This window comes from Nonomuraea sp. NPDC048826, from assembly GCF_043198225.1.
Taxonomy (GTDB): Bacteria; Actinomycetota; Actinomycetes; order Streptosporangiales; family Streptosporangiaceae; genus Nonomuraea.
The window spans coordinates 498,754-512,779 of record NZ_JBICUQ010000003.1; the positions used below are offsets into that span (position 1 = coordinate 498,754).

The window sequence follows — 14,026 nt, forward strand, 5'->3', positions numbered from 1 at the left end:
CGTGGGTCAGGCCGAGGAGGAGCGGATGATCAGCCGGGGTTCGACGACCATGCGGTGGGCCGGGCGGTGGGGGTCCTGGTCCGCCAGGCGGGCCGACAGCAGGGAGAACGCCGCCCGTCCGATCGCCGCCTTCGGTGGCCGGACCGCCGACAGCGGCGGGTCGCACAACTCCGCCACCTCGTCGTCGTACGTGACGACGCCCAGATCGCCGGGCACCCGGATGCCGCGTTCCTGGCACCGTTCGACCAGGCTGATCGCCTCCGGGTCCGAGTGGACGAGCAGCGCGGTGGTGCCCGAGGCCAGGCAGGCGTCGAGGATCCCGTCCAGGGCCGCCGCCCAGCCGGGGTCGCGCTGGTCGACGGTGGTCACGTCCGGCGTGCCGTCGAGGTCCAGCCCGAGCTCCTGGCACGCCTGCCGCCACCCGCGCCGCACGTGCGGCGCGGTCGGGCTCTGCACGGTGGTGATCACCCCCACCCGCCGGTGCCCCAGCGCGGCCAGGTGCCGCACCGCCATGGCGGCCCCCAGCACGTGGTCGCTGACGACCGACTCCATGGCCTCCTGGTAGGGCCCGACGGTCGCCGCGCGCTCGACCAGCACGACCGGCACGGGCGACTGCCGCAGCCACCGCACCAGCTCCTCGCCGTCGTCGCCGGTGGTCGTGGGCGCGACGAGCAGCCCGTCCACGCCCACGAACTCCACCAGCCACGACAGCTGCCGCCGCTCGTCGGCCGCCTGGTAGGAGCCGCCGCGCAGCACGATCCTGGCCCCGGCAGCGGCGGCGGCCTCGCGGACGCCCCGGATCACGTCGGGCCAGTAGTAGTCGAGCGACGGCACCACGATCCCGATCGTGAGCGGCCGCAGGTCGCCGCCGCTCTCCTCGGGGACGGGCTGCGGCGCCGCCGCCCCGTCGGGCTCGCCGGCCAGCACGCCGCCGTGCAGCGCCGCCCCGCCGCGCACCCGCCGGATCACCCCCTGGGAGGCGAGCAGCGCGATGTCGCGGCGGATGGTGATGGCGGAGACGTCCAGCTCCTCGGCCAGGTCGGTGACCCGCACGACGCCGCGCTGCCGCAGCAGCTCGACCACCTGGGCGCGGCGCTCGTCGGGCAGCGGCGCCGGTGACTCGGTCCCGGTCATCCGCGCACCTCCACCCGGACCAGCACGGACCCTTCGGCGGTGCCGGGCAGCGCCAGCTCCAGCCGGGTCAGCCGGTCGCCCCACACCGAGGTCAGCAGGGGATCGTCCAGCTCGCGTACGCCCAGCGAACCCGTCGCCAGCCCGGGGTCCCAGGTGAGGACCGCGGCCCGGCCCTTGCCCGGCGGCCGCACCTCCACCTCCCCGGGACCCTCCTGGCGCACCTCCCCGGCGAGCAGGTAGCGCAGCACGCTCGGTTCACCGGCGCCGGTGAACCGCCAGGCGTCCTCGATCGTCACCTCACCGGCCGACCGGCCGAGCCGGGCCGTCCGCCACCATCGCTCCAGGCCGTCCACCGGGTAGGCGGCCGCGAGGTCCAGCCGTACCCGGAAGTCGTCCGGATCGTCGGCCACCTCCACGTCCCGCGCCCGGAACGACGCGCCCGCCCGCTGGTCGGCGCCGCGCACGCCGGGCACGTTGTGCCAGTCGCCGCGCATGGTCCAGATCGCGTACCTGTCGGGCCCGAACGTCCGGGCCGTGTACGTGGGCCGCCCCGCGTCGACCAGCGCGGGCACCCCGTCGACGGCGACGACCACGGAGCCGACGTCGTTGTGGTTGTGGTTCTCCGCGTTGTGCCCGCCCTTCACGACGAGCGCCAGGCCGCGCTCGGTGCCGGCGGCGGTGCGCGCGACCCCGAGCTGCGTGCCGGGCAGCCACGCGGAGGCGACCAGCGGCGGCGCGCCGGCCTCGGCCGCCATCCAGGCGGGGTCGGCCAGCTCGCTCATCACCCGGCCCAGTTCGGCCTCGGGGGAGACGGCGGCGGCGCGCTGCGCGGCCGCGTGCGCCGCCCCCGCGGCGTCGCCGGCCCGCCGCGCCCACCGGTGCGCCACGTGCCAGGGCTGGTCGGCGGGCGGCCGCGCGCGGGAGTCGGCGACGTTCACGTACCAGCCGCCGCCCAGATGCATCAGGTACGGGAACCGCACGGTCGCGCGGACCACCGGCACGCCGGCCGCGTCCAGCGCCCCGGCGGTGGCGTGCTCCAGCACGTCCAGCGCCTCCAGCGCGCGGCAGGCGCCGTGCCACCAGTATTCGTAGCCCTCGTCCACCGATCCGTCGTCGGGCAACGACGCCAGGTAACGGTCGACGCCCTCCAGAGCCAGCGCGACCTGCAGCGCCCGCTCCTCGCCCGGCTCGGCCAGGCGCAGCGCGGCGACGAGCACGTTGCCGCAGATCCACGGGCACCAGTTGTGCACGTGACCGTCGAGGCCCAGCCAGTGCCAGTCGCGCCGCCGGGTGAACGGCTCCAGCACCCGCGTCCGCACCTCGGCGCGCACCCGCGCCCGCAGCCCGGGGAAGCGCCGGTCGAGCCGGTCACCGAGGGCCTGGTCGGCCCAGGCGAGCTGGGCGGCCACGTCGCCGGCGCCGAGGTCGACGCACGGGTCGGCGGGGTCGGGCAGCACGGTGCCGCGCGGCCGGCAGGACTCCTCGTGGGCCGGCCAGCACCACGAGCTCTGCTCACAGAGGAGCACGATGCCGTCGGCGGCCTCGGCCAGCCACCCGTCGTCGCCGGTGGCGGCCGCCATGAGCACGGCCCGGGTGAGCCGGTCCTGGCGGTCGAACACCTGGCGCTCGTAGACGGTGCGGTCGCCGTCCTGGAAGTAGCGCGCGTACTGGGAGGCGAGCGGCTGCGGCCACGGCGCGCCGCGCTCGGCCTCCGCCCGCTCCCGCACCAGCGCCAGCGCCCGGCGTGCCGGCTCGCCCCGCAGGTCGGGCGAGGGCAGCGCGCTGCCGGGATCCAGCAGGACGCGGGCCAGCGCGGCGGGGGAGGCGTCCGCCCCCCAGAGGCTGAGCAGCGGGCCGGGGCGCCCGGTGGCCGTGTTCGTCATGTTCCTCCTCGGGGCGCCCCCATGGTACCGATCGAACCTGATCGAAGATGATTCCTCGCGAACCTCTGTGGTGCAAGTGATCGAACCCTCTCACGTCCGCGAACCCTCTCACGTCCGCGAACCCGTGACCATCGGCGAGGAGTGAAGACCGGGCCCGAGGGGCAGGGGAGGCCCCCTTGAGCGAACGGAGACGGAGGTCCGGATGGCGACGAGCGCCGAGCGGCGGGCGGAACGGGTGGCCAGGGAGACGCTCGGCCTCGACGAGCTGCGCCCCGGTCAGCTGGAGGCCATGACGGCGCTGGCGGAGGGCCGCGACACCCTGGTGGTGATGCCGACGGGAGGCGGCAAGTCGGCCGTCTACCAGGTGCCCGCGCTGCTGCTCGACGGGCCGACACTGGTCGTGTCGCCGCTGATCGCCCTCCAGCGCGACCAGGTCGCGGGGCTGCGCGAACGGGACGAGCAGGCGGTCAGGCTGGACGCCGGCACCTCGAAGGGAGAGCGGGCCTCGTCGTTCGAGTCGCTGCGCGCGGGCGAGACGGAGTTCCTGTTCTGCGCGCCCGAGCAGCTCGCCAGGCCCGACGTGGTGCGGGAGCTGGCCGCCGCGAAGCCGTCCCTGCTGGTGGTGGACGAGGCGCACTGCGTCTCCGCCTGGGGCCACGACTTCCGGCCCGACTACCTGCGGCTGGGCGCGGTCGCCGAGGCGCTCGGCCGGCCGGTCGTCGCCGCGCTCACCGCGACGGCCGCGCCCCCGGTCCGGGCCGAGATCGTCGAACGCCTGCGCATGCGCGACCCGGTGGAGATCGTCTGCGGCTTCGACCGGCCCAACATCCACCTGGACGTGCGGTGGACCTCGGGCGACGGCGAGGACGTGGTCGAGACCGTGGCGGAGCTGGCCAAGCCCGGCCTCGTCTACACCGCCACCCGCAAGCGGACCGGCGAGCTGGCCGGCCGCCTCGCCGAGCGCGGCGTGCGGGCCGCCGCCTACCACGCCGGGATGCGGCGGGCCGACCGCGACGCCGTCCAGGAGGCGTTCATGACCGGCGGGCTCGACGTGGTGGTGGCCACCAACGCGTTCGGCATGGGCATCGACAAGCCGGACGTGCGATTCGTGGTGCACGCCCAGGTGCCCGGCTCGCTCGACTCGTACTACCAGGAGATCGGCAGGGCGGGCCGGGACGGCGAGCCCGCCGCGGCCGTGCTGTTCTACCGGCCGGAGGATCTGGGGATGCAGCGATTCTTCACCGGCGGGCTGCCGGACGAGGACGCCCTGGCCTCGGTCGCCCGCGCCGTCGGCGAGGCGGGCGGGCGCACCGACCGCAAGCACCTGCGCGAGCGGCTCGGCCTCACCGCCCGCCGGATCACGTCGCTGCTCAACCTGCTGGAGAAGGCCGGCACGGTCCGCCTCGGCACCCGCTCGGTCACCGCCGCGGAGGACGCGCCCGGCCCCGAGGAGGCGGCGCGGGCCGCCCGCGAGGTCGCCGAGAACCACCGGGAGGTGGAGCGCACCCGGCTGGAGATGACGCGCCGCTACGCCGAGACCCGCGACTGCCGCCGCGTCTTCCTGCTCGGCTACTTCGGCGAGCGCCTGGACACCCCGTGCGGCTCCTGCGACACCTGCCACGCCGGCACCGCCTCCGGGCCGGAGCCGGTCGGCGACGGCCCGTTCCCGGTGCACGCCCGGGTCGAGCACGTCGAGTGGGGACCCGGCGAGGTCATCCGCCGCGACGAGGACCGGCTGACCGTGCTGTTCCACGAGAGCGGCTACCGCGAGCTGCTGCTGTCGGCCGTCGTGGCGGAGAACCTGCTGCGCGAGGCCGGGTGACCCGGGCATCCCGCCCGGTCGTGCACCATGGAGACGTGACCGTTGCAGAAGGCGGAGCCCTCGACTGGCTCACCGGCCTGGTGGAGCGCGGCGGCGTGGCCGTGCTCAGCGGCGCGGGGCTGTCCACCGAGTCCGGCATCCCCGACTACCGCGGCCCGACCGGCCGGTCCCGCAACGCCGAGCCGATGACCTACCAGCGGTTCGTCGGCAGCGAGCAGGCGCGCCGGCGCTACTGGGCGCGCAGCCACGTCGGCTGGCGGCAGATCGGCGCCGCCCGGCCCAACGCCGGGCATCGGGCGGTGGCCGGGCTGGAGGCGCGCGGCCTCCTGGCCGGCATCGTCACGCAGAACGTCGACGGTCTCCACCAGGCGGCCGGGGCGCGGCAGGTGATCGAGCTGCACGGCGGCCTGGACCGGGTGGTCTGCCTGTCCTGCCGCAAGCGCACCCCGCGGGCCGAGCTCGATCTGCGGCTGCGCGAGGCCAACCCCGGCTGGGCGGCCGAGGCCGGTCAGATCAACCCCGACGGCGACGCGGTCCTCACCGACGAGCAGGTGGAGGGCTTCCGGCTGGTCGACTGCCGCTCGTGCGGCGGCGTGCTCAAGCCCGACGTGGTGTTCTTCGGCGAGAACGTGCCGCGCCCGCGGGTCGACCAGTGTTTCGCGCTCGTCGGGTCCGCGCGGGCGCTGCTCGTGCTCGGCTCGTCGCTGGCCATCCGCTCCGGCCTGCGCTTCGTGGACCGGGCGGCCGCGCTCGGCCTGCCCATCGCGATCATCAACCAGGGGGTCACCGGCGGCGACCACCACGCCACCCTCACCGTCGACGCGCCGCTCGGCGTCACCCTCACCGGCCTCGCCGCGGCCCTCGCGGCGACCCCGCAGCCGCTCCCGGCACAATAGGCCCATGCCCGCCACCTGCCACTGCGGCCTGCCCGCCGCGTACGCCGCCTGCTGCGGACGGTTCCACCGAGGCGAGGCCGCCGCCGCGACGGCCGAGCAGCTCATGCGCTCCCGCTACAGCGCGTTCAGCGTCGGCGACGCCGCCTATCTCATGCGCACCTGGCACCCGTCGACCCGCCCGCCCGGCATCGACCTGGAGCGGAAGACGCGCTGGGTGCGGCTGGAGATCCTGGAGACCACCGGCGGCAGCGTCGTCCACACCGAGGGCACGGTCCGCTTCCGCGCCCACTACGTGCACCGCGGCAAGCCGGGCCACCAGGAGGAGCACAGCCGGTTCGTCCGCCACGAGGGCCGCTGGGTCTACGCCGGCGCGCTGTAGCGCCCGCCGATCCGTGCGCCGACGCCTGGCCGTCCTGGCCGACCAAGCCGGCTACGGCCCTGACGAGCCGATCGTGGCCGGCCTTCAGTACGGCGGCCGGCCGCCCGTCCTGCTGGCCAGGGGATCGACGCCCGACGGCGAGCCGCTGGGCGCGACCACCCTCGCCTACACGGCTTCCCTGGCGAAGCAGATGACCGCCGCCTGCGCGGCACAGGCGGCGCGACAGGGCGAGCTGGACCTGGAGTCGCCCTTGTCGCACCTGCTGCCCCGGCTGCCCGCGTGGGCGGACGCCGTCCGGCTTCGCCATCTCGTCCATCACACGGCTGGTCTGCCTGCCGACGCCAGGATCGACGCTCTCCTGGGCCGGGACACCGACCGGACCACGGAGGGCGTCATCCAGGCTCTCGCCCGGTTCCCGGCGCCGGATCGCGAGCCGGGCGCCGAGTACGCCTACTCCAACGCCGGATATGTGTGCCTGGCCGCCGTGCTGGAACGAGCACTCGGCCGGCCGCTGCCCGATCTGGCCCGGAGCCGGCTCTTCACGCCGCTGGCCATGGGGCGTACCCGTTACTGGGCGGGGCCCGGTCCCGCGCCGCCCGGCGCCGCCCCGCTCGTCCCCCCGCGTCCCGCGCCCCTGTCCCTCGGCGACGGAGGGGTGTGGAGCACCGCCGCCGACCTGCTGCGCTGGGGCCGGGCGCTCAACGCCGACGAACTCGGCATCTCGGCGCTCGTCTAGACCCCCGGACGGCTGGACGACGGAACGCCCCTCGACTACGCCTGGGGCATCGGCGTCCGGTCGCACGCGGGCTACCGCGTCTACCGCCACGGAGGGGGCTGGCACAACCTGCGCGCCCTGCACGCCCGCGTGCCCGAGCTGGACCTGAGCGTGGTCCTCATCGCGCTGGCCGACCACACCGAACGCCGGGTCGCCCTCCTCGACAGCCTGCTCGACGAGACGACGGGCCGCGGCCCCTCCGGCGCGACGGAGTAGGCCTCACCGGCCTGAGCGAGCGCGCCGTTCTCTGCGGGTGAGCGCGGGCACCAGACCCTGCGGCAGGAAGAGCACGACCACGATCAGCACCAGCGCGTACACCGCGTACGACAGCACGCTGGGCGCGTAGCTCGGCATGCCCGGCAGCGCGGCGAGCCGGTCCAGCCCCTGCACGAGCAGGGTGATCGCGCTCGCCCCCGCGACCGCGCCCCACACCGTGCCGAGCCCGCCCACCACGGCCATGACGATGTACTGGATGGAGATCAGCACCGGGAACGACCCCGGCGCCACGTACCCGGTGTAGAAGCAGTAGATGCCGCCCGCCAGCCCCGCGAAAGCGGCCGACAGCGCGAACACGACCAGCTTGTAGCGGCCCACCGGGATGCCGGAGGAGGCGGCGGCCGTCTCGCTGGTGGCCAGCGCGCGCAGCGCCCGGCCGGGCCGCGAGGTGATGACGTGGTGGGTGATCACCATGACCAGCGCCAGCGCCGCCCAGGTCAGCCAGGCGTACGCGGCCGCGCCGTCCATCTCCCACGACCCGACGCCGAACTGCGGGATGCCCTGCAGCCCGATGTCGCCCCCGGTGAACTCCAGTTGCCCCGCCAGCGACAGCAGGATGAGCTGCACCGCCAGCGTCGCGAACGCCAGATGGTGGCCGCGCAGCCGCAGCAGCGGCATCCCGATCACCGCCGCGAACACGGCCGCCACCAGTGGCGCGGCCACCAGCCCCAGCAGCGGGGGGAAGTCGTTCAGCGTCAGCAGCGCCGCCGTGTAGGCGCCGACGCCGTAGAACGCGCCCTGCCCGAGCGAGACCTGCCCGGCGAACCCCATCAGCAGCGACACCCCGACGGTCACGATGGCGGCCAGCCCGAGCAGGACGTAGACGGCCAGCGCGCTGTCGTCGAGCACCAGGGGCAGGGCCAGCGCGACGACCCCCGCGAGCACCCCCGCGACGACTCTGATCACACCGCCTCCTCGTGGATGGCCGACCGGCGGCTCGCCTGCACGATCATCACCACGAGCATGAGCCCGAGCGCCACCTCCAGCTGGTGCGAGCCGTACCCGTACCCGGCGGCCATCGTCTCCGCCACCCCCAGCAGCAACGCCCCGCCGAGCGCGACGACCGGGCGGGTGAGCGCGCCGAACACGGCCGCGGCGAACGCGTTCACGATCAGCGTCACGTCCGTGTCGAAGGAGATGGGCCGCAGCGGCGTGATCAGCACCCCGGCGAGCCCGCCGAGCAGCCCGCCGAGCGCGAACGCCAGCAGCCCCATCCGCCGCGTGTCGATGCCGACCACCCGGGCCGCGTACGGGTTGGAGGCGCACGCCGTCAGCGCCTTGCCCAGGTAGGTGCGCCCGAAGAAGAGCGCGAGCAGCGCGAACGTGGCGGCGGTGACGGCGATGACCAGCAGGTGCTGCGTCTGGATCCGGGCCCCGGCGATCGTCACCGACCCGGCCAGGCCGGGCGCCGAGCGCGGCTGGTCGCCCCAGAGCACGATCTCGACCGCGTACGCGAGCACCCCGACGCCGAGCGTGATGATCAGCGACGACAGCGGCGTGGTGCCGGGCCTGCCGATCGCGGCCAGCCCGGTCAGCAGCCCGGCCAGTCCGGCCAGCAGGACCGCCGCCGCCTCGCTCACCCCGTGCGGCATCCCGAGCCCGAGCAGCGAGGACGTGCAGAGCCCCGCGACCACGGCGAACGTGCCCTGCGCGAAGTTGACCACCCCGGTCACCCGGTGGATGGTGACCAGCCCGCTGGCGATGAGCGCGATCGCGCACCCCACGGCCAGCCCGTTGAGCAGGTAGGTCAGGAAGGCGCTCATGTGATCGCCCCGCCCAGGTAGGCGCTGGCCACGCGTGGATCGTCCGCCAGGTCCGCGCACGCCCCCTCTGCGCGGACCTGACCGGTTTCGAGCACGTACGCGCGTGAGCACAGCTCGAACGCCAGCCGCGCGTTCTGCTCGATGAGCAGCACCGCCAGCCCCTGCTCCCGGTTGAGCGTGGCCAGGTGGGCGGCCAGGTCGGCGGTGATGTTCGGGGCCAGGCCGAGCGACAGCTCGTCCACCACGAGCACCTGCGGCCTGGACATCAGCGCCCGCCCGACGGCCACCATCTGCTGCTCGCCGCCGGACAGCACGCCCGCCCGCCGCCCGGCCAGGTCGGCCAGCCGCGGCAGCAGCTCGTAGACGAGGGCCGGGTCGCGCTGCCCGGAACGCCAGCCGCCCAGCGCCAGGTTGTCCGCGACCGACATGTCAGGAAAGAGCTGGCGGCCTTCCGGGACCAGCGCCAGCCTGCCCCCGATCCGCACCGTGCCCGACGCCGGGGTGAGCAGCCCGGCCAGGGTGTTGGCCAGCGTCGACTTGCCCGCCCCGTTCGGGCCGAGCAGCGCCACCATCTCGCCCTTGCCCACCGTGAGCGTGACGTGGTCGAGCGCGGTGGCCGTGCCGTACGAGACGACCAGGTCCGCGACGTCGATCATGACGCCTGCCCGAGGTAGGCGGCGAGCACCAGCGGATCCTCGCGGATCTCGGCCGGCGGGCCCTCGGCGATCACGTGTCCCAGGTCGAGCACCACGATCCGGTCGGCCAGCCGGGTCACGAAGCCGACGTCGTGCTCGATCAGCAGAATCGTCAGCCCGCCCGCGCGCAGCTCCTCCACCAGCACGGCCAGCCGCTCCCGCTCGTGGCCGCGCAGCCCGGACGCGGGCTCGTCGAGCAGCAGCAGCCTGGGCCCGGCGCAGAGCGCGCGGGCCAGCTGCAGCGCGCGCTGCTGGCCGATCGGGAGCCGGTCGGCGGGCCGGTCCGCCCACTCGGCCAGCCCCACCCGCTCCAGTGCGGCGTCCGCCTCGCGGCCGATCTCCCGCTCCTCGCGGTGGTGCCGGGGCAGCCGCAGCGCCGCCGACACGAACCCGGACCGGGTACGGCCGTGCATGCCGACCATGACGTTCTCCCGCACCGTCATGCCGCGGAACACCCGCGCCCCCTGGAAGACGATCGACATGCCGAGCCGGGCCCGCCGGTGCGGGGCCAGCCGGTCCACCCGGTGCCCCAGGAAGGAGATCTCCCCGTGGTCGGCGGCCAGGTGGCCGGTGACGAGGTTGAACAGCGTGGACTTGCCCGCGCCGTTCGGCCCGATGATGGCGCACACCTCACCCTCGGCGACGGCGAGCGAGACGTCCCGCACGGCGTAGACGCCGCCGAAGGAGCGCGACACCCCGGTGACCGCCAGCACCCGCTACCCCAGCCCGGCGACAGTCTTGTCCAGCTGCTCCTGCGCCCACTCGGTCGGCACGAACGCGCCGTCCTTCACCGTGTTGACCGAGATGTACTCGGGCGTCAGGCCGGAGTGGTCGGTGGGGGAGTAGCGGAACCGACCGTTCGGGGTGATCAGGTCCATCTTCTCCAGCGCCTGCTGGACCTTCTCCTTGTCGGTGCTCCCGGCCTTCCTGATCGCCTCGAACAGCAGCAGGCTCGCGCTGTAGCCGTCCTGCGCGAACTGCGGCGGCGGGTAGCCGTGCTTCTCCTGGTAGGGCTTGGCCATCTGCTCGATGACCTGCTTCTGCTTGCCGTCCGGCAGGTGCTCGCCCACCACGCCGATCGCGCTCTGCACCGTCATGCCCTCCGCGGCCTCGCCCATCGGCTCCAGCCACAGCTTGCTGGCCTGCGACGCGGTCAGGAACAGCGGCGTCTTCAGCCCGGACGCCGCGTACTGCTTGGCCGCGGTCACCCCCGGCGCGCCCGAGCCCCAGAACACCAGCGCCTCCGCCTTCGAGTCGCGTACGTGCTGGAACAGCGGGCTGAAGTCGGCCGTGCCGGTCTCGTACGCCTCGTCCACCGCGATCGTGACCCCGTACTTGGACGCCAGCGCGACCATGGACTCGTGCCCGGACACCGAGTAGGCGCTCTTGGAGTCCCAGGCCACCGCGATCGTCTTGATGCCCTCGGCCTGGATGTACTGCAGATAGCGCTCGGCGTACATGCTGGACAGCGCGGGCGTGACGAAGATGTACGACTTGATCGGCTCGACCTGCTCGACGGCAGGGGCCAGCGACAGGTAGGGCATCTTCTCCCGCTGCGCGAGCGGCTCGATGGCCAGCGCGGAGTTGGAGAACACCGGGCCGATCAGCGCGTCGATCTGGCCCTTGATCTGGTTGTAGGCCACGATGCCCTGGTCGGGCGCGGTCTTGTCGTCGCGGACGACCAGCTCGACCTGGCGTCCGAGCAGCCCGCCCTGGGCGTTGACCTGTTCGACGGCGAGCTCGACCGCCTTCTTGTCCTCACTGCCGAGGGGCGTGTAGTTGCCGGTGAGGGAGACGATGAGGCCGACCCGGATCGGGTCCTGCCCGCCGCCGGAACCGCCGTCGCCCCCGTCGCCGCCGCACGCGGCCAGGGCCACCGCGAGACTTGCCAAGATCGGTAGAAGCTTGCGCATCGGTGCCTCCTGGGGGGAGTGGCCCCGAATGTAGGCAGGTACATTACGGCTGTCAATAGAATGCCTAACATTGCGGCGGAGCGGGCTGTGGTGGAGCGAGACGGCGGCGTCCGGCCGCAATCGGTGATCCTCACCTTCCTCGGTGATCACGTGTACCGCCGGGGCGCCTGCGTGTTCTCCGGCAGCTTCATCGAGGCGTTCGCCCGGGTCGGCATCTCCGAGGAGGCCACCCGCTCGACCCTCACCCGGATGGTCCGGCGCGGCCTGCTGCGCCGGCAGCGCGCGGGCCGGCGCATGTACTTCGGGCTCACCCCCACCAGCGCCGAGGTGCTCAAGGACGGCGAGCGGCGGATCTGGCACACCGGCGTGGTCAACGACGCCGACGGCGACCGGTGGACCCTGGTCGGCTTCTCGCTGCCGGAGTCGTGGCAGCGGCAGCGGCACGAGCTGCGCTCGCGGCTGGCATGGGCCGGCTTCGGGCCACTGCAGAACGGGCTGTGGATCGCTCCAGGCGAGGTCGACGCCTCCACCCTGATCGAGGACCTGGGCTGCGGGGTCAAGGTGTTCGCCGCGGAGCCCCGGCAGCCCACCGACATGCAGGCGCTGGTCGCCGACGCCTACGACCTGGCCGGGCTGGGCCGGCGCTACGAGGCCTTCCTGCGCCGCTGGGACCGGCCCGACCCGGTGCCCGCCGCGCCCGACGACCTGGCCCGGTCGCTGCTGCTGCTCACCGAGTGGCTGCAGATCATCAGGAGCGACCCCCGCCTGCCGCTGCGCCACCTGCCCCGCGACTGGCCCGCGGAGCAGGCCCAGCGGGTCTGCCACCGGCTGCACGAGCGATTCAGGCCCGAGGCGGCCGCGATCGCCGAAGAGCTTCTCGACACCGTTCCCGATCTATGTTGGGCAGAACCGTGACAGCCGTCGCGTCGTGGCCTAACTTGAGGGCGAGAACGTCGAGGAGCGCGATGCGGAATCAGGGGCTGGGCTCGTGGCCGGCACGCAGAACTCGGATGACGCCCGAACGGGTGGCTCTCTCGTACGGGGGAAGCCACCGCACCTACCGTGAGCTGGCCACGCGCGTGGACCGGCTCGCGTCGGCGCTGCGCGGGCTGGGCGCGCGGCGCGGCGACCGGATCGCCTACCTGGGCGCCAACCACCCGGCGCTGGTCGAGACGCTCTTCGCGGCCGGGGCGCTGGGCGCGGTGTTCGTGCCGCTCAACACCCGGCTGGCCGCGCCCGAGCTGGACTACATCCTGCGCGACGCGGGCGCGGAGATCCTGCTGCTCGGCGAGGGTCACGACGGGGCCGGCCTGCCGGGGCGGCACATCCAGGCCGGCGCGTACGAGGACCTCGTGGCCTCCGGCGACCCCGCGCCGCTCGACGAGCCGGTGGCCCAGGACGACACCGCCCTGATCATGTACACCTCGGGCACCACCGGACGGCCCAAGGGCGCCGTGCTCACCCACGCCAACCTGATCTGGAACACCTTCAACCTGCTCGTGGACGTGCCGCTCCGGCACGACGAGGTGACGCTGATCAGCGCCCCGCTGTTCCACATCGCCGCGCTCGCCCAGACCCTCGTGCCCACCGTGCTCAAGGGCGGCCGGGCCGTCCTGGAGCCTGCCTTCGACGTCGACCGCACCTTCGACCTGGTCGAGACCGAACGGGTCACGGTCATGTTCGGCGTGCCCGCCATGTTCACCTTCCTCGCCCAGTCACCCCGCTGGCCCGGCGCCGACCTGACCAGCCTGCGCCACCTGCTGTGCGGCGGCGCCCCCGTGCCCGAGCCGCTCATCCGCCTCTACCAGGCGCGCGGGCTCACGTTCCTGCAGGGCTACGGCATGACCGAGACCGCGCCCGGCGCGCTCTTCCTGGCCGCCGAGCAGTCGATCGCCAAGGCCGGCTCGGCCGGCGTCCCGTGCTTCTTCTCCGACGTCAAGCTGGTCGCCGCCGACGGCTCACCCGCCGCTCCAGGCCAGCCCGGCGAGGTGTACGTGCAGGGCCCGAACGTCACGCCCGGCTACTGGGGGCGCCCCGAGGAGACCGCCGAGGTGCTGTCGGCCGACGGCTGGTTCCGCTCCGGCGACGTCGGCGTGGCCGACGAGGATGGGTACGTCCGCATCTCCGACCGGATCGGCGACATGTTCATCTCCGGCGGCGAGAACGTCTACCCGGCCGAGGTCGAGAGCGCGATCTACAGCCACCCGGCGGTGGGGGAGGTCGCCGTCATCGGCGTCCCCGACGACAAGTGGGGCGAGGTCGGCAAGGCCCTCGTCGTGCTCCGCCCCGGCGTCTCAGCGGAGCCCGACGAACTGATCGCCCACCTGTACGGCAGACTCGCCCGCTACAAGATCCCCAAACACGTGCGGTTCGTGACCGAACTGCCCAGGAACGCGGCGGGCAAGCTGCTCAAGACCCGGATCAGGTCCCTGTACGGCGCGACGCCCGAGGACCGTCCAGAACCCGACCATCACCAGACATCGTGACCCG

14 protein-coding genes are annotated in these 14,026 nt (G+C 74.1%); 7 read left to right on the plus strand and 7 right to left on the minus strand.

All coding sequences use genetic code 11. From position 1 onward, the window contains the following. Positions 1-6: 6 nt before the first annotated feature. Positions 7-1,134, minus strand: coding sequence for a substrate-binding domain-containing protein (locus tag ACGFI7_RS12865; protein WP_393403028.1), 1,128 nt, complete (start codon positions 1,132-1,134; stop codon positions 7-9). Next, positions 1,131-3,017, minus strand: a complete 1,887-nt coding sequence (locus ACGFI7_RS12870; protein ID WP_393403031.1) for a hypothetical protein — start codon at positions 3,015-3,017, stop codon at positions 1,131-1,133. The genes ACGFI7_RS12865 and ACGFI7_RS12870 overlap by 4 nt, the downstream gene beginning before the upstream one ends. Positions 3,018-3,219: 202 nt before the next feature. Between ACGFI7_RS12870 and ACGFI7_RS12875 the strand changes: the two genes are divergently transcribed. From ACGFI7_RS12875 to ACGFI7_RS12895, 5 genes are all read left to right on the plus strand, one after another. Further along, the gene (locus ACGFI7_RS12875; protein WP_393403034.1) at positions 3,220-4,839 is read left to right on the plus strand and encodes a RecQ family ATP-dependent DNA helicase; all 1,620 of its coding nucleotides are present in this window, start codon (positions 3,220-3,222) and stop codon (positions 4,837-4,839) included. Between the two features lie 35 nt (positions 4,840-4,874). Further along, positions 4,875-5,735: an NAD-dependent protein deacetylase gene (locus ACGFI7_RS12880; protein WP_393403037.1), complete on the plus strand. Its 861-nt coding sequence runs from the start codon at positions 4,875-4,877 to the stop codon at positions 5,733-5,735. A gap of 4 nt (positions 5,736-5,739) precedes the next feature. Then, on the plus strand, positions 5,740-6,114 hold the full coding sequence (locus ACGFI7_RS12885) for a YchJ family protein (protein ID WP_393403040.1): 375 nt from the start codon (positions 5,740-5,742) through the stop codon (positions 6,112-6,114). A gap of 13 nt (positions 6,115-6,127) precedes the next feature. After that, a complete protein-coding gene (locus ACGFI7_RS12890) occupies positions 6,128-6,850 on the plus strand; it encodes a serine hydrolase domain-containing protein (RefSeq protein ID WP_393403043.1) in 723 nt (240 codons plus the stop codon). 129 nt (positions 6,851-6,979) lie between these two features. After that, on the plus strand, positions 6,980-7,105 hold the full coding sequence (locus ACGFI7_RS12895) for a hypothetical protein (RefSeq protein WP_393403046.1): 126 nt from the start codon (positions 6,980-6,982) through the stop codon (positions 7,103-7,105). A gap of 3 nt (positions 7,106-7,108) precedes the next feature. Here the strand turns inward: ACGFI7_RS12895 and ACGFI7_RS12900 are convergent, their stop codons facing one another. From ACGFI7_RS12900 to ACGFI7_RS12920, 5 genes are read right to left on the minus strand one after another with little or no spacing between them, the layout of a single operon-like run. Beyond that, the gene (locus tag ACGFI7_RS12900; RefSeq protein ID WP_393403049.1) at positions 7,109-8,071 is read right to left on the minus strand and encodes a branched-chain amino acid ABC transporter permease; all 963 of its coding nucleotides are present in this window, start codon (positions 8,069-8,071) and stop codon (positions 7,109-7,111) included. Then, positions 8,068-8,928 carry a branched-chain amino acid ABC transporter permease gene (locus ACGFI7_RS12905; protein WP_393403052.1) on the minus strand — a complete coding sequence of 287 codons (861 nt, stop codon included), beginning with the start codon at positions 8,926-8,928 and terminating at the stop codon, positions 8,068-8,070. The genes ACGFI7_RS12900 and ACGFI7_RS12905 overlap by 4 nt, the downstream gene beginning before the upstream one ends. Beyond that, positions 8,925-9,584, minus strand: coding sequence for an ABC transporter ATP-binding protein (locus ACGFI7_RS12910; RefSeq protein ID WP_393403055.1), 660 nt, complete (start codon positions 9,582-9,584; stop codon positions 8,925-8,927). The genes ACGFI7_RS12905 and ACGFI7_RS12910 overlap by 4 nt, the downstream gene beginning before the upstream one ends. Beyond that, entirely contained in the window at positions 9,581-10,336 is a 756-nt protein-coding gene (locus ACGFI7_RS12915; protein WP_393403058.1) for an ABC transporter ATP-binding protein, read from the minus strand. The genes ACGFI7_RS12910 and ACGFI7_RS12915 overlap by 4 nt, the downstream gene beginning before the upstream one ends. A 3-nt stretch (positions 10,337-10,339) precedes the next feature. Then, the gene (locus ACGFI7_RS12920) at positions 10,340-11,536 is read right to left on the minus strand and encodes an ABC transporter substrate-binding protein (RefSeq protein WP_393403061.1); all 1,197 of its coding nucleotides are present in this window, start codon (positions 11,534-11,536) and stop codon (positions 10,340-10,342) included. An 87-nt stretch (positions 11,537-11,623) separates the two neighbouring features. On the opposite strand from ACGFI7_RS12920, the gene ACGFI7_RS12925 reads away from it, so the two are divergent. Together ACGFI7_RS12925 and ACGFI7_RS12930 are read left to right on the plus strand one after the other, a co-directional pair. Then, positions 11,624-12,451: a PaaX family transcriptional regulator C-terminal domain-containing protein gene (locus ACGFI7_RS12925; protein ID WP_393403064.1), complete on the plus strand. Its 828-nt coding sequence runs from the start codon at positions 11,624-11,626 to the stop codon at positions 12,449-12,451. 95 nt (positions 12,452-12,546) lie between these two features. Next, positions 12,547-14,022, plus strand: coding sequence for a long-chain fatty acid--CoA ligase (locus ACGFI7_RS12930; protein ID WP_393403067.1), 1,476 nt, complete (start codon positions 12,547-12,549; stop codon positions 14,020-14,022). Positions 14,023-14,026 lie beyond the last annotated feature (4 nt).

Excerpts from the sequence above, each read along its gene's own strand:
- ACGFI7_RS12920 (WP_393403061.1), bottom strand. The coding sequence starts at position 11,536 with ATGCGCAAGCTTCTACCGATCTTGGCAAGTCTCGCGGTGGCCCTGGCC.
- ACGFI7_RS12910 (WP_393403055.1), bottom strand. The coding sequence starts at position 9,584 with ATGATCGACGTCGCGGACCTGGTCGTCTCGTACGGCACGGCCACCGCG.
- ACGFI7_RS12905 (WP_393403052.1), bottom strand. The coding sequence starts at position 8,928 with ATGAGCGCCTTCCTGACCTACCTGCTCAACGGGCTGGCCGTGGGGTGC.
- ACGFI7_RS12875 (WP_393403034.1), top strand. The coding sequence starts at position 3,220 with ATGGCGACGAGCGCCGAGCGGCGGGCGGAACGGGTGGCCAGGGAGACG.
- ACGFI7_RS12930 (WP_393403067.1), top strand. The coding sequence starts at position 12,547 with ATGACGCCCGAACGGGTGGCTCTCTCGTACGGGGGAAGCCACCGCACC.
- ACGFI7_RS12870 (WP_393403031.1), bottom strand. The coding sequence starts at position 3,017 with ATGACGAACACGGCCACCGGGCGCCCCGGCCCGCTGCTCAGCCTCTGG.
- ACGFI7_RS12885 (WP_393403040.1), top strand. The coding sequence starts at position 5,740 with ATGCCCGCCACCTGCCACTGCGGCCTGCCCGCCGCGTACGCCGCCTGC.
- ACGFI7_RS12865 (WP_393403028.1), bottom strand. The coding sequence starts at position 1,134 with ATGACCGGGACCGAGTCACCGGCGCCGCTGCCCGACGAGCGCCGCGCC.